Annotated in this window: 13 protein-coding genes and 2 pseudogenes; 8 read left to right on the forward strand and 7 right to left on the reverse strand. The window is 59.6% G+C overall.

Annotated features, from left to right (window positions below; all coding sequences use genetic code 11):
- Positions 1 to 15: 15 nt before the first annotated feature.
- The 5 genes from JFV26_RS01160 to JFV26_RS01180 are packed head-to-tail and all read right to left on the reverse strand — an operon-like array spanning position 16 to position 4,871.
- Positions 16 to 1,041, reverse strand: coding sequence for a polysaccharide biosynthesis/export family protein (locus JFV26_RS01160; protein WP_201188974.1), 1,026 nt, complete (start codon positions 1,039 to 1,041; stop codon positions 16 to 18).
- A 22-nt stretch (positions 1,042 to 1,063) separates the two neighbouring features.
- Positions 1,064 to 1,711 carry a CpsD/CapB family tyrosine-protein kinase gene (locus JFV26_RS01165; protein WP_201188976.1) on the reverse strand — a complete coding sequence of 216 codons (648 nt, stop codon included), beginning with the start codon at positions 1,709 to 1,711 and terminating at the stop codon, positions 1,064 to 1,066.
- Positions 1,712 to 2,458, reverse strand: coding sequence for a sugar transferase (locus JFV26_RS01170; RefSeq protein ID WP_201188978.1), 747 nt, complete (start codon positions 2,456 to 2,458; stop codon positions 1,712 to 1,714).
- A 17-nt stretch (positions 2,459 to 2,475) separates the two neighbouring features.
- Positions 2,476 to 3,522 carry an NAD-dependent epimerase gene (locus tag JFV26_RS01175; protein WP_201188980.1) on the reverse strand — a complete coding sequence of 349 codons (1,047 nt, stop codon included), beginning with the start codon at positions 3,520 to 3,522 and terminating at the stop codon, positions 2,476 to 2,478.
- Complete coding sequence (locus JFV26_RS01180; RefSeq protein ID WP_201188982.1) at positions 3,519 to 4,871, reverse strand: UDP-glucose dehydrogenase family protein; 1,353 nt, start codon at positions 4,869 to 4,871, stop codon at positions 3,519 to 3,521. The genes JFV26_RS01175 and JFV26_RS01180 overlap by 4 nt, the downstream gene beginning before the upstream one ends.
- Before the next feature lie 389 nt (positions 4,872 to 5,260).
- On the opposite strand from JFV26_RS01180, the pseudogene JFV26_RS01185 reads away from it, so the two are divergent.
- From JFV26_RS01185 to JFV26_RS01220, 8 genes and pseudogenes are all read left to right on the forward strand, one after another.
- Positions 5,261 to 6,957 (forward strand): annotated as a pseudogene (locus tag JFV26_RS01185) (sulfatase-like hydrolase/transferase).
- 239 nt (positions 6,958 to 7,196) lie between these two features.
- Positions 7,197 to 7,865 carry an ABC transporter ATP-binding protein gene (locus JFV26_RS01190; protein ID WP_201188983.1) on the forward strand — a complete coding sequence of 223 codons (669 nt, stop codon included), beginning with the start codon at positions 7,197 to 7,199 and terminating at the stop codon, positions 7,863 to 7,865.
- 1 nt (position 7,866) lies between these two features.
- The gene (locus JFV26_RS01195; RefSeq protein ID WP_201189017.1) at positions 7,867 to 10,338 is read left to right on the forward strand and encodes an FtsX-like permease family protein; all 2,472 of its coding nucleotides are present in this window, start codon (positions 7,867 to 7,869) and stop codon (positions 10,336 to 10,338) included.
- The gene (locus tag JFV26_RS01200) at positions 10,328 to 11,380 is read left to right on the forward strand and encodes a lipocalin-like domain-containing protein (RefSeq protein WP_201188985.1); all 1,053 of its coding nucleotides are present in this window, start codon (positions 10,328 to 10,330) and stop codon (positions 11,378 to 11,380) included. The genes JFV26_RS01195 and JFV26_RS01200 overlap by 11 nt, the downstream gene beginning before the upstream one ends.
- A gap of 219 nt (positions 11,381 to 11,599) precedes the next feature.
- A complete protein-coding gene (locus tag JFV26_RS01205) occupies positions 11,600 to 11,767 on the forward strand; it encodes a hypothetical protein (RefSeq protein WP_201188987.1) in 168 nt (55 codons plus the stop codon).
- An 87-nt stretch (positions 11,768 to 11,854) separates the two neighbouring features.
- Complete coding sequence (locus tag JFV26_RS01210) at positions 11,855 to 12,439, forward strand: hypothetical protein (protein ID WP_201188989.1); 585 nt, start codon at positions 11,855 to 11,857, stop codon at positions 12,437 to 12,439.
- Between the two features lie 388 nt (positions 12,440 to 12,827).
- Positions 12,828 to 13,445: pseudogene (locus JFV26_RS01215) on the forward strand (VanW family protein); the annotation flags it as partial.
- Positions 13,446 to 13,653: 208 nt separating this feature from the next.
- Positions 13,654 to 14,097, forward strand: a complete 444-nt coding sequence (locus JFV26_RS01220; protein WP_242487706.1) for a winged helix-turn-helix transcriptional regulator — start codon at positions 13,654 to 13,656, stop codon at positions 14,095 to 14,097.
- Positions 14,098 to 14,289: 192 nt separating this feature from the next.
- Here JFV26_RS01220 and JFV26_RS01225 read toward each other — a convergent pair whose 3' ends face one another.
- Together JFV26_RS01225 and JFV26_RS01230 are read right to left on the reverse strand one after the other, a co-directional pair.
- Entirely contained in the window at positions 14,290 to 14,637 is a 348-nt protein-coding gene (locus JFV26_RS01225) for a LasR-specific antiactivator QslA (protein ID WP_342215411.1), read from the reverse strand.
- Positions 14,638 to 14,739: 102 nt separating this feature from the next.
- Positions 14,740 to 15,276, reverse strand: coding sequence for a LasR-specific antiactivator QslA (locus JFV26_RS01230; RefSeq protein WP_201188991.1), 537 nt, complete (start codon positions 15,274 to 15,276; stop codon positions 14,740 to 14,742).
- Between the last annotated feature and the right edge of the window lie 466 nt (positions 15,277 to 15,742).

A 15,742-nucleotide genomic window follows, 5' to 3' on the forward strand; every position in this document is an offset into this window, starting at 1 on the left:
CCGGGTACCTGGACGTTAGTTGGTGGTGCTGCCTTTGTTATCGAGGCGGTAGCTGAAGCTCATGCCTACGCCTTGAAACAACACGACGTCTGCCAGTTGCCGGGCCAGTTCACCGGCGCTGGCCAGTTTGGTCTTGGGCACGTAAAGCATGTCGTCCGGTTGCAGGTAGGCGATTTGCGAAGCATCGCCGGCCAGGGCTTTTTCGACGTCATAGTGCACAGCCTGAACGTGGTTGCCGGTGCGGCGCATGATCACCACCGAATCGAGCCGCGCCTTGACGCTGGTGCCACGGGCCAGGGTCAGCGCTTCAAGCACCGAGACGGGGCGGCGAATCGGGTAGGAACCCGGCTGGCCGACTTCACCCAGCACGTAGATTTCGTTGCCTGCGGTGGATTTAAGCATGACGTCGACGCTCATCCGCCCCGGCAGGGTGGCGTAGCGTTTGTTGAGGAAGGTTTCCAGTTGGTTGATGGTCATGCCTTGCAGCGGCACGGCGCCAATTTCCGGGAAGCTGGCATAACCGTCAGTGCCGACGGTGATCTCCCGGCTCATGCCGGTGGCCGGGTGGTTCAGGGCGCTCTTGAGGTTTTGTTCGTTGGTCAGCGGGCTGATGATTTGTACCGTCAGCTGATTGCGGTTGGGCTGGAACAGCTGTTTGCGCTGATAGGCGCGCTGGATTTCGTCGCGGGCCTGGTCACTGGTCAACCCGACGATTTTCACTGACGTGTTGGCCCCCGGCAGGTTGATGGTGCCGTCAGGCAGCACCAGTTGATTGCCGTTGAGCTGGCTGGCCGCGGTGAAGTTCAGGCCGATCTGGTCACCGGACTGCACGCGGTAGGCGTCCGAGCCGCTGGTGCTGATGTGGAAGATCACGTCCAGCACATCCTGAGGCCGCAAGGTCTGTTCGACCCTGGGCATGTCGGTGGCCTGGGCGTTGCCCGGCGTGGCCGTGAGGATCTGCACCGGCATGGTTTGGGTTTCGGTATTGCTGGAGCAACCTGCAAGTGGCAGCAACAGCAGGAGAAGCAATTTGGCGTTCATGGCGTCATCCTTTTCTGATTGCTTACAGGTTTTTGTAGAGCCATTTAGGCATGTAGTACTTGCGGCGGTTGAACACGCTGCCGACCAGTTTTGCGCCGGCCTGGGTCAGGCGCTGGACGGCGGCCTGGGCCACTTCCCAGCGGGTGTCTTCCGAGCGCACGACGATGATCACGCCGTCCACCTGGGTGCTGATGACCAGGGTGTCGGCGGCCGAATACACCGCGTCGCCGTCGACCACCACAAAGCGATAACGGCTGCCGAGTTGGTCGAGCAACGGGCGCAGGCATTCGGCGGTCAGGTGTTCGTTGCCGCGGATGTGCCGGCCGTTGGGCAGCACATGGAAGGGCAGGCTGGAGACCTGCACCACACAATCCTGCAGCAGCGGCGGGTTGTCGGCGTTGAACAGCAGGTCACGAAAACCGCGTTCTTTTTGCAAGTTGAGCTGGGTCGTGAGGTTGGTCGCCGACTGGCTGGCGTCGACCAGCAGCACCAGGCCGCTGCTCATCTGCGCCAGCTGGCTGGCCAGCGCCAGGGCGCTGGTGGTCGTGCCTGCGCCGGGGTTGGCGGCGGTCAGGAATAGGATCCGCAGATCTTGATCGAGCACGGTCGAGGTCAGGTTTGACTCGCTCGGGTTTGCGATGGTCAGACTTTTGGTGGATGAACCGTCCATTTAACTCGCTCCGTGGCCACTGAATACTTTGAAGGGGGTTTTCAACAGGATCTTCAGATCAAGCAACAGGCTTTGCTCGGCGATGTAGCTGAGGTCCAACTCAACGCGCTGGTCGAAGTCGATATTGCTGCGCCCGGAGATCTGCCACAGGCCGGTCATGCCGGGGTAGATACTCAGGCGCGCAAGGTGGTTGTCCTTGTAGCGATAAGCGCTGAACGAGGTCGGCCGAGGGCCCACCAGGCGCATGTCACCGGTAAACACATTGATCAGGTTAGGCAGCTCGTCGAGGCTGCTGCGCCGCAGGAACCCACCGATACGGGTGATGCGCGGGTCTTTGTCGATCTTGAAATCGATGGCGTCGGCACCGTGCTTGTTCAGGTGACGCAGGGACTCCTTGAGCTCCTCGGCGTTGGCCACCATGGTGCGAAACTTGTACATGCCGAACGAGCGGCCGCGATAGCCGGTGCGTTTCTGCACGAACATGACCGGGCCAGGGCTGCTGAACTTGATCGCCAGGGCCAGACCCAGCAACAGTGGTGAAATCAACACCAGGATCATCAGCGCACCGATGCAGGCGACGACCCGATTGGTGCGCGACAACGTCCAGGGCCGGCCACCGTCACGACCGGTCATCCAGCCGCAACCTTGCATGTGAATGGCGGCGTCCATGCGGATTCGGTGTTCAGGGTCCAGGCGCTTGTCACGGCGTAGTTGCTGAAGGGGCACACCTTTTTCATGTCCAGTCATAGATCCTCCGCTGAAGTTCAGCCCTGTAGCTCAGCCGCAAGCGGCATGTGGGCGTGCAGTGGGTAGTAATCGCGGAACCAGGCGATGAAGCGGCCAAGGCCTTCGTCCAGTTCGACGCGTGGGTGGAAACCGGTGTCGTCTTCCAGCTCATGGACATCGGCGCAGGTGTTGAGCACATCGCCCGGTTGCAGGGGCAGCAGCTCGACATTGGCTTTGCGACCCAGGTGCTTTTCCATCAGGGCCAGATAGTCCTTGAGTTCAACCGGGTGTTCGCCACCGATGTTGTAGATCCGCCAGGGCGCCATGCTGCTGGATGCGTCCGGGGATTCGCGGTTCCAGTCGGGGCTCGTGTGCGGTGGGTGCTCGATCAGCCTGGCGATGCTTTCAATGATGTCGTCGATGTAGGTGAAGTCGCGCTGGTGCTGGCCGTAGTTGAACAGCTTCAACGGGCTGCCCTCGACAATCGCCTTGGCAAAGCGGATTGGCGACATGTCCGGCCGGCCCCAGGGGCCATAAACCGTGAAGAACCGCAGCCCGGTGCTGGGAATGCCGAACAGGTGGCTGTAACTGTGGGCCATCAACTCATTGGCTTTCTTGGTGGCCGCGTACAACGACAGCGGGTGATTGACGCCGTCATGGGTCGAGTAGGGCGTGTGTTGATTGGCGCCATACACCGAACTGGACGAGGCGTAGATCAGGTGCTTCACCGGATGGTGCCGGCAGCTTTCGAGAATATTCAGGAAGCCGCCGAGGTTGCTGTCCAGATACGCTTTGGGATTATCCAGCGAGTAACGCACCCCGGCCTGGGCGGCCAGATGGATCACCACTTCCGGTTGCTCACGGGCAAACAACGCATCGATGGCCGTGGCGTCGGCCAGGTCAATTCTGGCGAGGTGGAAACTGCCGACCTGGCCCTGCACCCAGCGCACCCGATCGTGCTTGAGTTGCGGGTCGTAGTAGTCGTTGAAGTTGTCCAGCCCGCAAACCCGGTGTCCGTCGCGCAACAGCCGCAACACACAATGGGCACCAATAAATCCCGCCGCTCCCGTCACCAGAATCTTCATGGGCGCAGCACCTCGGGAACGATGTGTCGAATCCCGATGCCGCTGTAGTGCAAACCGGCGGCGGCCACCTGTTCAGGGTTGTAGAGGTTGCGACCGTCGACGATGACCCTGGAGCGCAATTTGCTCGCCAGCAGTTCGAAGTCCACTACACGGAAATTCTTCCATTCGGTGCAGATCACCAACGCGTCAGCATCTTCCAGGGTATCGTCGCGGGTGGCGCACAGGTGCAGGTCGCTGCGGTAGCCGTATATGCGTCGGCATTCGGACATGGCTTCCGGGTCATAGGCCTGCACACTCGCGCCCTCGGCCCACAGCGCATCCATCAGGTAACGGCTGGGCGCTTCGCGCATGTCATCCGTGTTGGGCTTGAAGGCCAGGCCCCAGACGGCGATGGATTTGCCGGCCAGGCCCTGGGGGAATTGTGCTTTCAGCTTGCTGAACAGAATGTGTCGCTGGGTATCGTTGACCTCGGTGACACTGCGCAGCAGGCGTAGCGGCATGCCGTTGTGTTCAGCGGTGTGCAGCAGGGCGCGCAGGTCCTTGGGGAAACACGAACCGCCGAAGCCGCAGCCGGGGTAGATGAAGTGGTAACCGATGCGTGGGTCCGAGCCGATGCCTTTGCGCACCGCTTCGATGTCGGCGCCCAGCAGTTCGGTGAGGTTGGCCAGTTCGTTCATGAAACTGATGCGGGTGGCGAGCATCGCATTGGCCGCGTACTTGGTCAGTTCGGCGCTGCGGTTGTCCATGAACATGAGCTTTTCATGGTTGCGGCAAAAGGGGGCGTAGAGTTCGGTCAACTGGGCGCGGGCTTCGTCGTCATTGGTGCCGACGATGATCCGGTCCGGGCGCATGCAGTCGGCCAGGGCGCTGCCTTCCTTGAGAAACTCCGGGTTGGACACCACCCGTACGCTCAGGGCGCCCTTGCCCCGGCGTTGCAGTTCTTCACGGGCGGTGGCGGCGACCTTGTCCGCGGTGCCAACCGGCACGGTGGACTTGATGATCAGGGTGCGATCGGCCTCCATGTAACTGGCGATCTGCCGGGCCACACTCAACACATGACTGAGGTCGGCGGAACCGTCTTCATCGGCCGGTGTGCCGACCGCGATGAAGATCAGTCCGGCGTGCTCGACCGCATCGCTGGCCTGAGTGGTGAACAGCAATCGGCCAGCCTTGATGTTCTCTTCCAGCGTGCTCGACAGTCCTGGTTCGCTGATCGGCGGGACAGCTTGTTGCAGCTGCTTGATCTTGTTCGGATCAATATCAACGCACAAGACGCGATGTCCGACATCGGCCAGTGCCGCTGCTTGTATCAGGCCGACGTAGCCCGTACCAAATACGCTCACGTCCATATTGGCGTGCCTCGTAAGACGGTGGAGAGATCTGAAATGAGACTGTCAAAATGGGTATAGCCCAGCCTAGGCAAACCATGTCAGCAAAATGACATGTTGCTTTGCTATAACACCCCCATTTTTGGGGGCGATTGGCCATCAAGTGCTTGCTGTTACTGGATTTGCCGCGGTTTTGACGGGTTTTTCACATTTGGAAGAAAGCGATAAACGGTCGAAAGCCCTGAATTACAAGGGCTGTAGCACCTTGAGTGTGTCAGATTTGAGTCAACAATTTTTTGACGCTTTGGTGAAAAGTCCGGCATTTCTTGCGGTTTGATGGCTCGGTGCTAGTGTCAAAAAATGGCCGACAAACTATTGGCCAAAAGCCCTCGGCGAACACCGGAAAGACAATGATTCGATATCTCAAAGAGCTGCTGTTAGTGCTCTATTTGCTCAAGAGTTATGACTATTACCTGGAACGCCTGAGTGCTATGGGTTTGGGCTTTCCGGTACTGCTGTTCGGGGCGATGTTTATCGTGCTGACGGTGGCGTTGTTCATGACCGCTTATATCCGTCAGGCACTCATTAGACATCTATTCGCTTTAACGCTGTTTGTCTCGGCGGTGTTCTTTGACGTTTATACGCGAGTGACCGCCGACTACCTGACTTACAGCAGCTTTGTGTCACTGGTTTATTCCGGCGGTTTCATTCAGGAAGCGGCGTACCAGTATCGTGATCCGCTGATCAGTGGCCTGGTCAGCGGGTTGCTGCTGCTGTTTGGCATCGGGCTCAAGCCGCGTCGGCGATGGCCGTTGCCGGGGGCGCTGTTGGTGGCGGCGCCAGTGCTGGGCGTGTTGCTGCTCAGCGCGGTGCTGTTCGTGCGGGCCGGCGAGGGTGCCCGGGTCTGCCGATCATGTACACGCCGCTGGCCTACCTGAACCTGTTTGCCTATGAAGCGCTGCACAACAGCGTCGGCCCGCGTGAGCCGGTGAAACTGGCGCGGGCTGATCAACCGGTGAACCACGACATCGTACTGATCATCGACGAGAGCATTTCCGGCAACTACCTGGACATCAACGCGCCGTTCGGTGTGCACAGCAATCTCAAGGAGACTCATCCGGGCGTCGACATCTTCAATTATGGCTACGCCGCCTCCATCGCCAATTGCAGCGCCGACACCAACGTGACCCTGCGTTACGGCGGCACTCGCGCCGACTACGTGCGCATCAACACCACGTTGCCGTCGATCTGGCAGTACGCCAAAAAAGCCGGGTTGCGCACGGTCTACATCGACGCCCAGCGCACCGGCGGCAACTTGCAGAACCTGATGAACGACACCGAGAAGAAGGACATCGACGAGTTTGTGCAGTTCGACCAGACCAGCGTGCGCGACCGCGACATGGCGGCGGCGGCCAAGCTGATCGAACTGCTCAACGATGACACGCCGGAGTTGGTGGTGATCAACAAGGTCGGTGCGCATTTTCCAGTGCACGACAAATACCCGGACGCCTTCATGACCTACCGGCCGACTTTGCCCCGTGGGCAGTTTGTCGAGGTGGCCGACACCGGCAAGCGGGATGGTTTCAACGGTCAGCCGGACGACTGGATGCTCTACCGCAACGCCTACAAGAACACCTTGCTGTGGAATGTCGGGGAGTTTTTCTCACGGGTGTTCGCCCAGGCGGATTTGAGCCATGCGTTGCTGATCTACACCTCGGACCATGGGCAGGACCTGCACGAACGCGGCAATCCCGGGCTCAATACCCACTGCGGCGGTGATCCGGTGGAGGAGGAAGGGCTGGTGCCGCTGGTGGTGATTCAGGGCAGCGCCTTGAAGACGCTGGACTGGTCGGCGCAACTGGGTGGTAACAAGGATCGCTCCAGTCACTACAACATCTTTCCGACGTTGTTGCAGTTGATGGGGTATGACCTGCCCAGGGTGGAGGTGGTGTATGGCAAGCCGTTGAGCGTGCCGACTGCGGATGATTTCACCTTTAACTATCGGTTTAATGCGCGGTTGGGGGCCAAGCCTGCATGGAAGCATATTGATTTGAAGACGATCGTTACACCGGGGCCGGCGGCGGCGAGTGTAGCGGTGGGGCAGTGAGGTTTTGATTGGCTGAGCCGGCCTCTTCGCGAGCAAGCCCGCTCCCACAGTAGTTTTGTGAACACCGTAGATCCAATGTGGGAGCGGGCTTGCTCGCGAAGGCGTCGGTCCATTCAGCCGAACCCTCGCCGGTGACTTGCGATCAACGAAGCATCATGTGTATTTGCGCCTGCAAGTAGCGAATCAGAGCGCTGCGATAACCGCTATCCTTGGCCCTCGTCCCTCCAAGCGAGCCCTCCATGCTTCAGGTCCAAGGCGTCTTCAAAAGCTACGCCACCCCGCAAGGTCCGCTGCCGGTGTTGCAAGGTGTCGACCTTGAGTTGAAACCCGGCAGCAGCCTGGCGCTGATGGGCGAATCCGGCAGTGGCAAAAGCACCTTGCTGCACCTGATCGCCGGTCTGGACAAGGTCGATCGCGGCAGCATCTCCAGCGGCGAACATCGACTCGACCAGATGAACGAAGCGCAACTGGCGAACTGGCGGCGTACGGAAATCGGCCTGGTGTTCCAGCAGTTCAACCTGATCGGCAGCTTGCGGGTGGAGGACAACCTGGCGTTCCAGGCACGCCTGGCCGGGCGCCACGATCCGCGTTGGCAGGCGCATCTGGTACAGCGATTGGGCTTGGGCGATTTGCTGCGCCGCTATCCGGAGCAGTTGTCCGGCGGCCAGCAACAACGGGTCGCGCTGGGCCGGGCCCTGGCATCGCGACCAAAACTGCTGCTGGCCGACGAGCCCACCGGCAGCCTTGATGAAGCCACCAGCGACGAGGTGTTGAAGTTGTTGCTGGAGTTGCTCGACGACAGCCCGACGACCTTGTTGATGGTGACTCACAGCCCGCGAGTTGCCGCACGTCTGGCGCAGAAAGTGGTGTTGCACCATGGCCGTCTGGCTGACGCGGACGCGCGCTGAAGTGCGGGTTTTTCGCGAAACCTTGCGCGCGCTGCTGAGCCATTGGCGGCAGCACCCGGTGCAGTTTTTCAGTGTGTTGACCGGGTTGTGGCTGGCTACCAGTCTGCTGACCGGGGTTCAGGCGCTGAACAGCCACGCGCGGGATAGCTACGCTCGGGCCAGCCAATTGATCGGCGGTGAGCCCCAGGCCAGCCTGAGTGCGCCCGGTGGCGGGGTATTTTCCCAGCAACTGTTTGTCGATCTGCGTCGGGCTGGCTGGCCCGTGTCGCCGGTGCTGCAAGGCCGGTTGACGCTCAAGGGCCACGACGATCAACGCTTGCAACTGATGGGCATCGAACCGGTGTCATTGCCTGCCGGTTCGGCAGTGGCGGGGCAGGCGTTGGCGATGGGGCGAATCGTCGAGTTTTTCAGTCCGCCGGGCAGTACCTGGATTGCGCCGCAGACCCTGCAGGCCCTGGGTTTACACGAGGGCGAAACGCCGATTGCTGAAAACGGGCAGACCTTACCGCCGCTGCACGCCCAACCCGATATGGCTCCCGGTGTATTGCTGGTGGACATTGGTTTTGCCCAGCAGGTCCTCGGCCTGCCGAATCAACTCTCGCGTTTGCTGCTGCCCAAGGATTTTTCCGCGACCTTGCCGGACCCATTCAAAGGCCAGCTCCAGCTCAAAACCAGCGGCGAAGAAAACAATCTCTCGCGCCTGACCGAGAGCTTTCACCTGAACCTCGATGCCCTGGGTTTTCTGTCCTTCGTGGTCGGCTTGTTCATCGTCCACGCGGCGGTTGGCCTGGCACTGGAGCAACGCCGGGGCCTGCTTCGAACCCTGCGCGCCTGCGGCGTCAGTGCGCGGATGTTGATTGGCTGCCTCGCTGTCGAGCTGGGCGGCCTGGCATTGATCGGCGGGATCGTTGGCGTCGCCAGCGGTTATCTGCTAGCCAGCGTGTTGTTGCCGGACGTCGCCGCCAGCCTGCGCGGGTTGTACGGCGCCGAAGTGGCGGGGCAGTTGAACTTGAGTCCTTGGTGGTGGCTGGGCGGTATTGGCCTGAGTCTGCTCGGCGCGCTGCTGGCCGGTGCCAACAGCTTGCTGCGGGCGGCGCGTTTGCCATTGCTGGCCCTGGCCAATCCGCAGGCCTGGCATCAGGCTCATGCGCGGTGGTTGCGACGTCAGGGTTGGGTCGCCGCTATTGCTGCCGTGATCGCGCTGCTGGCGTTGATCCGGGGCGACAGCCTGGCCAGCGGTTTTGTGTTGATGGCGGCGTTGTTGCTCGGCGCGGCGCTGGCGCTGCCGGTGCTGCTCAACACCGTGCTCAATCTGCTTTTGCTGCGCAGTCGTTCGGTGCTCGGTCAATGGTTTCTCGCCGATTGCCGCCAACAACTGCCGGCCCTGAGCCTGGCGCTGATGGCGCTGCTGTTGGCGCTGGCAGCGAACATTGGCGCCGGCAGCATGACCGCCGGTTTCCGCCAGACCTTCAGCGACTGGCTCGAACAACGCCTGACCGCCGAGCTCTACCTCAACCCGCAAAACCCGGCCCAGGCCCGTGAGATGCAAACCTGGCTCAAACAGCAGCCGCAAGTCACGGCGGTGCTGCCCAGCTGGCAAGTGTCGATCCAGCTGCAAGGCTGGCCAGCGGACCTCTATGGCGTGATCGACCACCCGACCTATCGCCAGCACTGGCCGTTGCTGGAGGCCTTGTGCGACAACCCGTGGGATCGACTGGCCAGGGACGACACATTGATGCTCAGCGAGCAACTGGCGCGGCGGCTGAAGGTGCATTTAGGCGATCACCTGACGATTCCCACGCCCAACGGCTCGTGGTCGCCACGGGTGGTCGGGATCTACGCCGACTATGGCAATCCCAAGGGCCACGTGCTGGTCAACGCCAATCACTTGCTGCGTGGCTGGCCGCAACTCACGCCCAGCCGGTTCAACCTGCGCATCGACCCGGCGGCGATTCCGCCGTTCCTCACGGCGCTGCAAACCCGCTTCACCCTCGACGACAGTCGCATCGTCGATCAGGCCCGACTCAAGGGCTGGTCCACCCAAGTCTTCGAACGCACCTTCGCCGCCACCGCCGCCCTTAACAGCCTGACCCTCGGCGTGGCCGGTGTGGCGCTGTTCATCAGCCTGCTGACCCAGAGCCAGAGTCGTCTCGGCCAACTCGCGCCGCTATGGGCGCTGGGCGTGACGCGCCGGCAACTGATGCTGCTGAACCTCGGGCAGACCTGGTTGCTGGCGCTGTTGACGCTGATTCTGGCATTGCCCCTGGGCATCGCGCTGGCGTGGTGCCTGGACACGGTGATCAACGTCCAGGCTTTCGGCTGGCGCCTGCCGTTGCGGGTATTCCCGCTGCAATTGTTGCAGCTGATGGGGCTGGCGTTGCTCGCCACGCTGCTGGCATCGGCGTGGCCGTTGTACACCTTGTATCGCACCCAACCGGCGGATCTGCTGAGGACGTTTGCTCATGAAGATTAAGGTTGGCGTGTTGATTTTGGCGTTGTTGAGCGGCTGCGATAACTCGGCACCGGTTGAAAAAGGCTTCGCGGGGCTGGGCGGCGAGGCTTCGGCGTTTACACCGGTGGTGCCGGGTCGGCTGTTCAGCTTTCCGGCCGATCATGGGCCGCATGACGGCTTTCGCATCGAGTGGTGGTACGTCACCGCCAATCTCAAGGACGATCAGGGTAATGAGTTCGGCGTGCAGTGGACGTTGTTTCGCAGCGCGTTGAAAGCGACGCCGGAGGTGGCTGGCTGGGCTAGCCAGACTATTTGGCTTGGCCATGCCGCAGTGACTTCTGCAACGGTTCATCACGCCGCCGAACGCTATGCCCGTGGCGGCGTGGGTCAGGCGGGTGTGAGTGTGGCGCCGTTCAACGCGTGGATCGATGACTGGCGGTTCAGCGGTCCTTTGGCCGATATGCAGCTCAGCGCTCGCGACAAGGGTTTCAGCTATCAACTGCGGCTGATGTCGAGCCGTCCGCTGGTGCTTCAAGGCGATCAGGGCTTTAGTCAAAAGTCCGAACAAGGCCAGGCGTCGTACTACTACAGCCAGCCGTTTTTCCAGGCCAACGGTTCGTTGGAAATCGACGGCAAAACCTACACCGTCAGTGGCCCGGCGTGGCTCGACCGCGAATGGAGCAGCCAACCCCTGACCGCCAACCAGACGGGCTGGGACTGGTTTTCGCTGCACCTGGACAGCGGCGAGCAGGTGATGCTCTATCGCATGCGGCAAAAGGACGGCGCGCCTTACCTGACCGGCACCTGGATCGATGCCCAAGGGCAAACGCAGTTGCTGCGCGGCGGCGACATCAGCCTCACGCCACAAGACACCGCCAAGGTCGCTGGCCGCGATATGCCGGTGCGCTGGTCGATCAAAATCCCCGGCAAACACCTCGACATCACCACCCGCGCATTGAACCCGAACGCGTGGATGGATTTGCGGATTCCGTATTGGGAAGGGCCGGTGCGGTTGAGCGGCAGTCACGCCGGGCAGGGGTATCTGGAAATGACCGGGTATTAAGATCAAAAGATCGCAGCCTTCGGCGGCTCCTACGCGCCTGTGGGCGCCGCCGAAGGCTGCGATCTTTTGACCGTGATCTTGCCACTCACCCAACCCACCGGAACTCCAACCGCCACCCACCCCTCTACCGTACGAACGCCCCTGCAGGAGCCCGCCATCAACGTCGCCCAGCAAGTCGACGACTCCCAAGCCTGAGGAGCATCCCCTGAGGAACATTCCATGAAACCCATCACTGAAACCGAACACCCCGACGACCCCCGGCCTCCCGGCGAAGTCGAGCGCGACAACGATGCCCTGCGCCCCACCGACCCGAAAAAACGAGAGGAAAACAGCCAAGGCACCGACAGCGGCGAATCCACCGCGCAAGAAGCTGCGAACACTCCCTGAACAGCGTCTATGCTCATCGGCACGCACGGAGCGGACCCCTTGATCCAGCGCCGTGCGCTGCCACTCATCACAGGGAATGTAATGCATATGAAGCTCAACGCACTGGCCCAGGCCATCACCCTCGCAACCCTCCTGTCCGCCGCCAGCCTCAGCGCCCTCGCTGCCGATATTCCACTGTCCGCCGCGGTAGAAGCCGATCAAGTCACCACCAAAGTCTTGGCCGTTGACGCCGCCAAACACCAGGTTGTCCTCGAAGGCGCCGAAGGCCGGCAGGTCCATGTACAACTCAGCGACAAGGCCAAAGACCTCGCCAACCTGAAAGTCGGTGACCAGGTCAACGTCGAAGTCACCCACTCGGTGGCAGCCTACCTCGACACCGACGTCGACAAAGGCCTGCCAGGCTCCATCGAGCGCACCGGCGACATCCGCGCCACCAAAGACAACCCGAACCCCGGCGGTGAAGCCTTCCGCCAGGTGCAAGTCCAGCTGAAAATCACCCACATCGACGTGAAGAAAAACCAGCTCACCTTCGAAAACCCGGCCGGCCAATCGAAAACCGTCGACGTTTTGAAACCGGAAGTTCAGGCGAAGTTGAAGGACCTGAAAGTCGGCCAGAGTGTTGTCGTGACCTACACCGATATCCTGAAAGTGACCAGCCAACACGAAAGTTGAGTATTAGCTCTATATGGAGTGATTGTTCTTGTACAGCTCCTTGTATAAGAACAATCAACTTTAATGAACTGGCGGGTGAATTTGATGTATGCAAGGCTGACGTCGATAAATATCTATTAAAGTTGTATCCGTAAATTTCATGTTTATGATGCGGACATATTCATCGACTTCAATTAAAATGCTTTTCGTTCGCTCAGTGTCAGGGCTCTTTACCGGTGCATGGATTGCCAGGCCATTACACTGGGCGAACACCTTCTTTAAGTACAAGACGTTAAGATGCGCGGCATTTTCAACTCAAAGGATGACAACGGCCGCCGTTCTGACACGGATGAAACTACTCTCCCTCTACCTCCCGGCACTCTACTGGCTGCGGGTGTGGTAAAAACGACTGTTCCGCCAACTGGCCTGGCGCTTCTCCTGCAAGCAATACGCCGTCTCGCTGAATGCCGCTTCCCGGTTAGCATTTCGCTACCTCAAACACCCTTCCAATCTGATTCGTAAACTTGGCGACTCCGATATTGCTCTGCAACATAACAAAGTCATTAATCTGAAATTGGCCGTGGCTGCTATCGATGGCGTCGTCATTGGCCCAGGTGAGTATTTTTCCTTTTGCCGATTGGTGGGGCGACCGACTCGTAAGCGTGGGTATGTCGAAGGCATGGAATTGTCCTTCGGCGAAGCGCGCACCGGCGCGGGTGGCGGTATCTGCCAGTTAAGCAACCTGATTCACTGGATGGCGAATCACTCGCCGCAGGTGGTGGTCGAGCGCTCCAATCACAGCGTTGATCCGTTTCCTGATGAGGGGCGGGTACTGCCATTCGGCTCCGGGGCGGCGATTTTTTATAACTATGTTGATTGGGTGCTGCACAACCCGACGGATCTTCATTTTCAGTTGAAGCTGAATGTGGGCGAGCAACAACTGGAAGGGGAGTTGTTGTGTGAACAGGCGAGGGCGTTTCGGTATCACGCTTATCAACGTGGGTATCGGTTTGTACGGGAGGGTGGTAAAGGGCAGGACAGCCAACGCTCAGGACAGAGCGCTCGTTGTCTTGGTATTCTTCAAGCATATCTGCCAGCTCTTTATTGAATGTGTGGCGACCTTCGTAAGGCGCTTTGCCAGGGCAGTATTGCGGCCCCTTTTCCATATGGGCGCGGATCGATTCCCCAGTTTGATGTAGAGCTTGACTGCTCGGATGCGGTCTTCGTATGAATACATGAACTACCTTCAGGTAGTCCAAGATTTCCGCCGCATCCCCGGTGGGTCAGTTTTCAATCAGCGCCAACATTTAGTGCTCATGTGTCACAGCGAAGAGTCCAATGCCGTCCGGGAATTCTTAACGAAGGTGGGTGACAAGTGGAGCATCCTGCTGATTGTCATGTTGGCAAAGACACCAAAGCATCGGGCCCGGTTCTCAGAGCTGCACAGAATGGTGGACGGAATCTCTCAGCGGATGCTGACGACTACGCTACGCAATCTGGAGCGAGACGGCCTACTTTCGCGCGAAGTGTTCGCGGAGGTGCCGCCAAGGGTGGAATACGAATTGACCCCTCTTGGATTGACGCTGCTAGGGCCATTGCAACAACTGGTGGATTGGATCGGAAATAACTGGGGATCAATAAAAAAGACAAGAGAACATTTTGACGAGTGCAGTCGCTAAAGATGTTGCGATATCCCAAAGGCGGGGGCATTGGAGTTCATTGCGACCCAAATTGCCTATTTCAAAAGAAATGGGATGGTGGAGCGAGATGGCTTCGAGAACGAGCGAGTGCCCCTCCGATCGGCGCGATCAAAGATCGCTGGATCGGAGGGTTTGGCGGGAAAAGCTAAATCTCAAACGCCAAATGCAGCCTCAAGCCTTAAAACGGGTTGATCGGGAACCGGCGGTTTCACTCAGGATGATCAGTGCCTGCTGCAGCCGCAGCAAAAAACCGGTCTCGAACGATTCCTGGGAAATACCTGGACGATGACGCCTTCGGTTTTGCGCCAGTGCCCACGATAAAGGTAGAGCCGAGTCGTCAAGCCAGGTCTGCGCACAACGAACGCCGTCCTCGATTATCGGGGCGAATTCATTGCCCCATGGCGTTCGAATACCGGGACAGCCTTTAACGGCAGGGACTGAGTAGTACTCTCCAGCCTGTTGATCAACGCGTTGAGCAGGGATACCGGTCAGATACCGGAACGCCTTGTCGAACAACACCGCGGCATCATCCAGCGAGTGCCCCTCCGATCGGCGCGATCAAAGATCGCTGGATCGGAGGGTTTGGCGGGAAAAGCTAAATCTCAAACGCCAAATGCAGCCTCAAGCCTTAAAACGGGTTGATCGGGAACCGGCGGTTTCACTCAGGATGATCAGTGCCTGCTGCAGCCGCAGCAAAAAACCGGTCTCGAACGATTCCTGGGAAATACCTGGACGATGACGCCTTCGGTTTTGCGCCAGCGCCCACGATAAAGGTAGAGCCGAGTCGTCAAGCCAGGTCTGCGCACAACGAACGCCGTCCTCGATTATCGGGGCGAATTCATTGCCCCATGGCGTTCGAATACCGGGACAGCCTTTAACGGCAGGGACTGAGTAGTACTCTCCAGCCTGTTGATCAACGCGTTGAGCAGGGATACCGGTCAGATACCGGAACGCCTTGTCGAACAACACCGCGGCATCATCCAGCAGCTCTACAGCCAGCTCAACGTCCTGCGGGGAATGAAGCAGAATACTCTGTGCTCCATTAAGCCGCAGCGTGGCAGCCTGCCGTAGTTTAACCGCCGCCTCTTCAGGGGTCAGCGATGCGGTATCGATGCTGTCGGGTTTGGGGAGGCCGATTAGAAGCGAGAGATCAAACATCACGGAATCCTCCGGGATGGTTTGCAGCTTGAACCAAATCGCCAGGGTGGCGCACGGGCTTAAAAGGGGGACATGCCATTTCCTTATCTCCTTCGTGTAATTAAGGAGCTGCCAACCGTCGTTGCGACACGATTGGGTGGCAGACCGTACGGGGGTCGCAAACCGGCACACGAAGGAAAACCGGCCAGGCGTTAGCCTGCCCCGCACGGCCTGCCATAGAAATGCAGTAGCCAGACCTAATAAAGCGCCAACTACTTTGCTTTCGCTATGGCGCGGAACCGCGCCTTCGTGTGTGGTTACAGGTTGCGACACCCGGTCGCGGGATTGACCGCGACGGGGCAAAGCCTAAATGTGAAGCCGCGACAACACAAGCATGCAATATCAATAAGCTCTGTATCCGAATGAACGCTGCCGGCCTGATACTGACGATCGCCGATAAACTCATGGCTCTAGCGCTTCAGCGCCT

This window comes from Pseudomonas sp. TH31, assembly GCF_016650815.1.
GTDB lineage: Bacteria > Pseudomonadota > Gammaproteobacteria > Pseudomonadales > Pseudomonadaceae > Aquipseudomonas.

Excerpts from the sequence above, each read along its gene's own strand:
- JFV26_RS01210 (WP_201188989.1), top strand. The coding sequence starts at position 11,855 with ATGAAGCTCAACGCACTGGCCCAGGCCATCACCCTCGCAACCCTCCTG.
- JFV26_RS01200 (WP_201188985.1), top strand. The coding sequence starts at position 10,328 with ATGAAGATTAAGGTTGGCGTGTTGATTTTGGCGTTGTTGAGCGGCTGC.
- JFV26_RS01220 (WP_242487706.1), top strand. The coding sequence starts at position 13,654 with ATGAACTACCTTCAGGTAGTCCAAGATTTCCGCCGCATCCCCGGTGGG.
- JFV26_RS01205 (WP_201188987.1), top strand. The coding sequence starts at position 11,600 with ATGAAACCCATCACTGAAACCGAACACCCCGACGACCCCCGGCCTCCC.
- JFV26_RS01230 (WP_201188991.1), bottom strand. The coding sequence starts at position 15,276 with ATGTTTGATCTCTCGCTTCTAATCGGCCTCCCCAAACCCGACAGCATC.
- JFV26_RS01175 (WP_201188980.1), bottom strand. The coding sequence starts at position 3,522 with ATGAAGATTCTGGTGACGGGAGCGGCGGGATTTATTGGTGCCCATTGT.
- JFV26_RS01180 (WP_201188982.1), bottom strand. The coding sequence starts at position 4,871 with ATGGACGTGAGCGTATTTGGTACGGGCTACGTCGGCCTGATACAAGCA.
- JFV26_RS01170 (WP_201188978.1), bottom strand. The coding sequence starts at position 2,458 with ATGACTGGACATGAAAAAGGTGTGCCCCTTCAGCAACTACGCCGTGAC.
- JFV26_RS01190 (WP_201188983.1), top strand. The coding sequence starts at position 7,197 with ATGCTTCAGGTCCAAGGCGTCTTCAAAAGCTACGCCACCCCGCAAGGT.
- JFV26_RS01165 (WP_201188976.1), bottom strand. The coding sequence starts at position 1,711 with ATGGACGGTTCATCCACCAAAAGTCTGACCATCGCAAACCCGAGCGAG.
- JFV26_RS01160 (WP_201188974.1), bottom strand. The coding sequence starts at position 1,041 with ATGAACGCCAAATTGCTTCTCCTGCTGTTGCTGCCACTTGCAGGTTGC.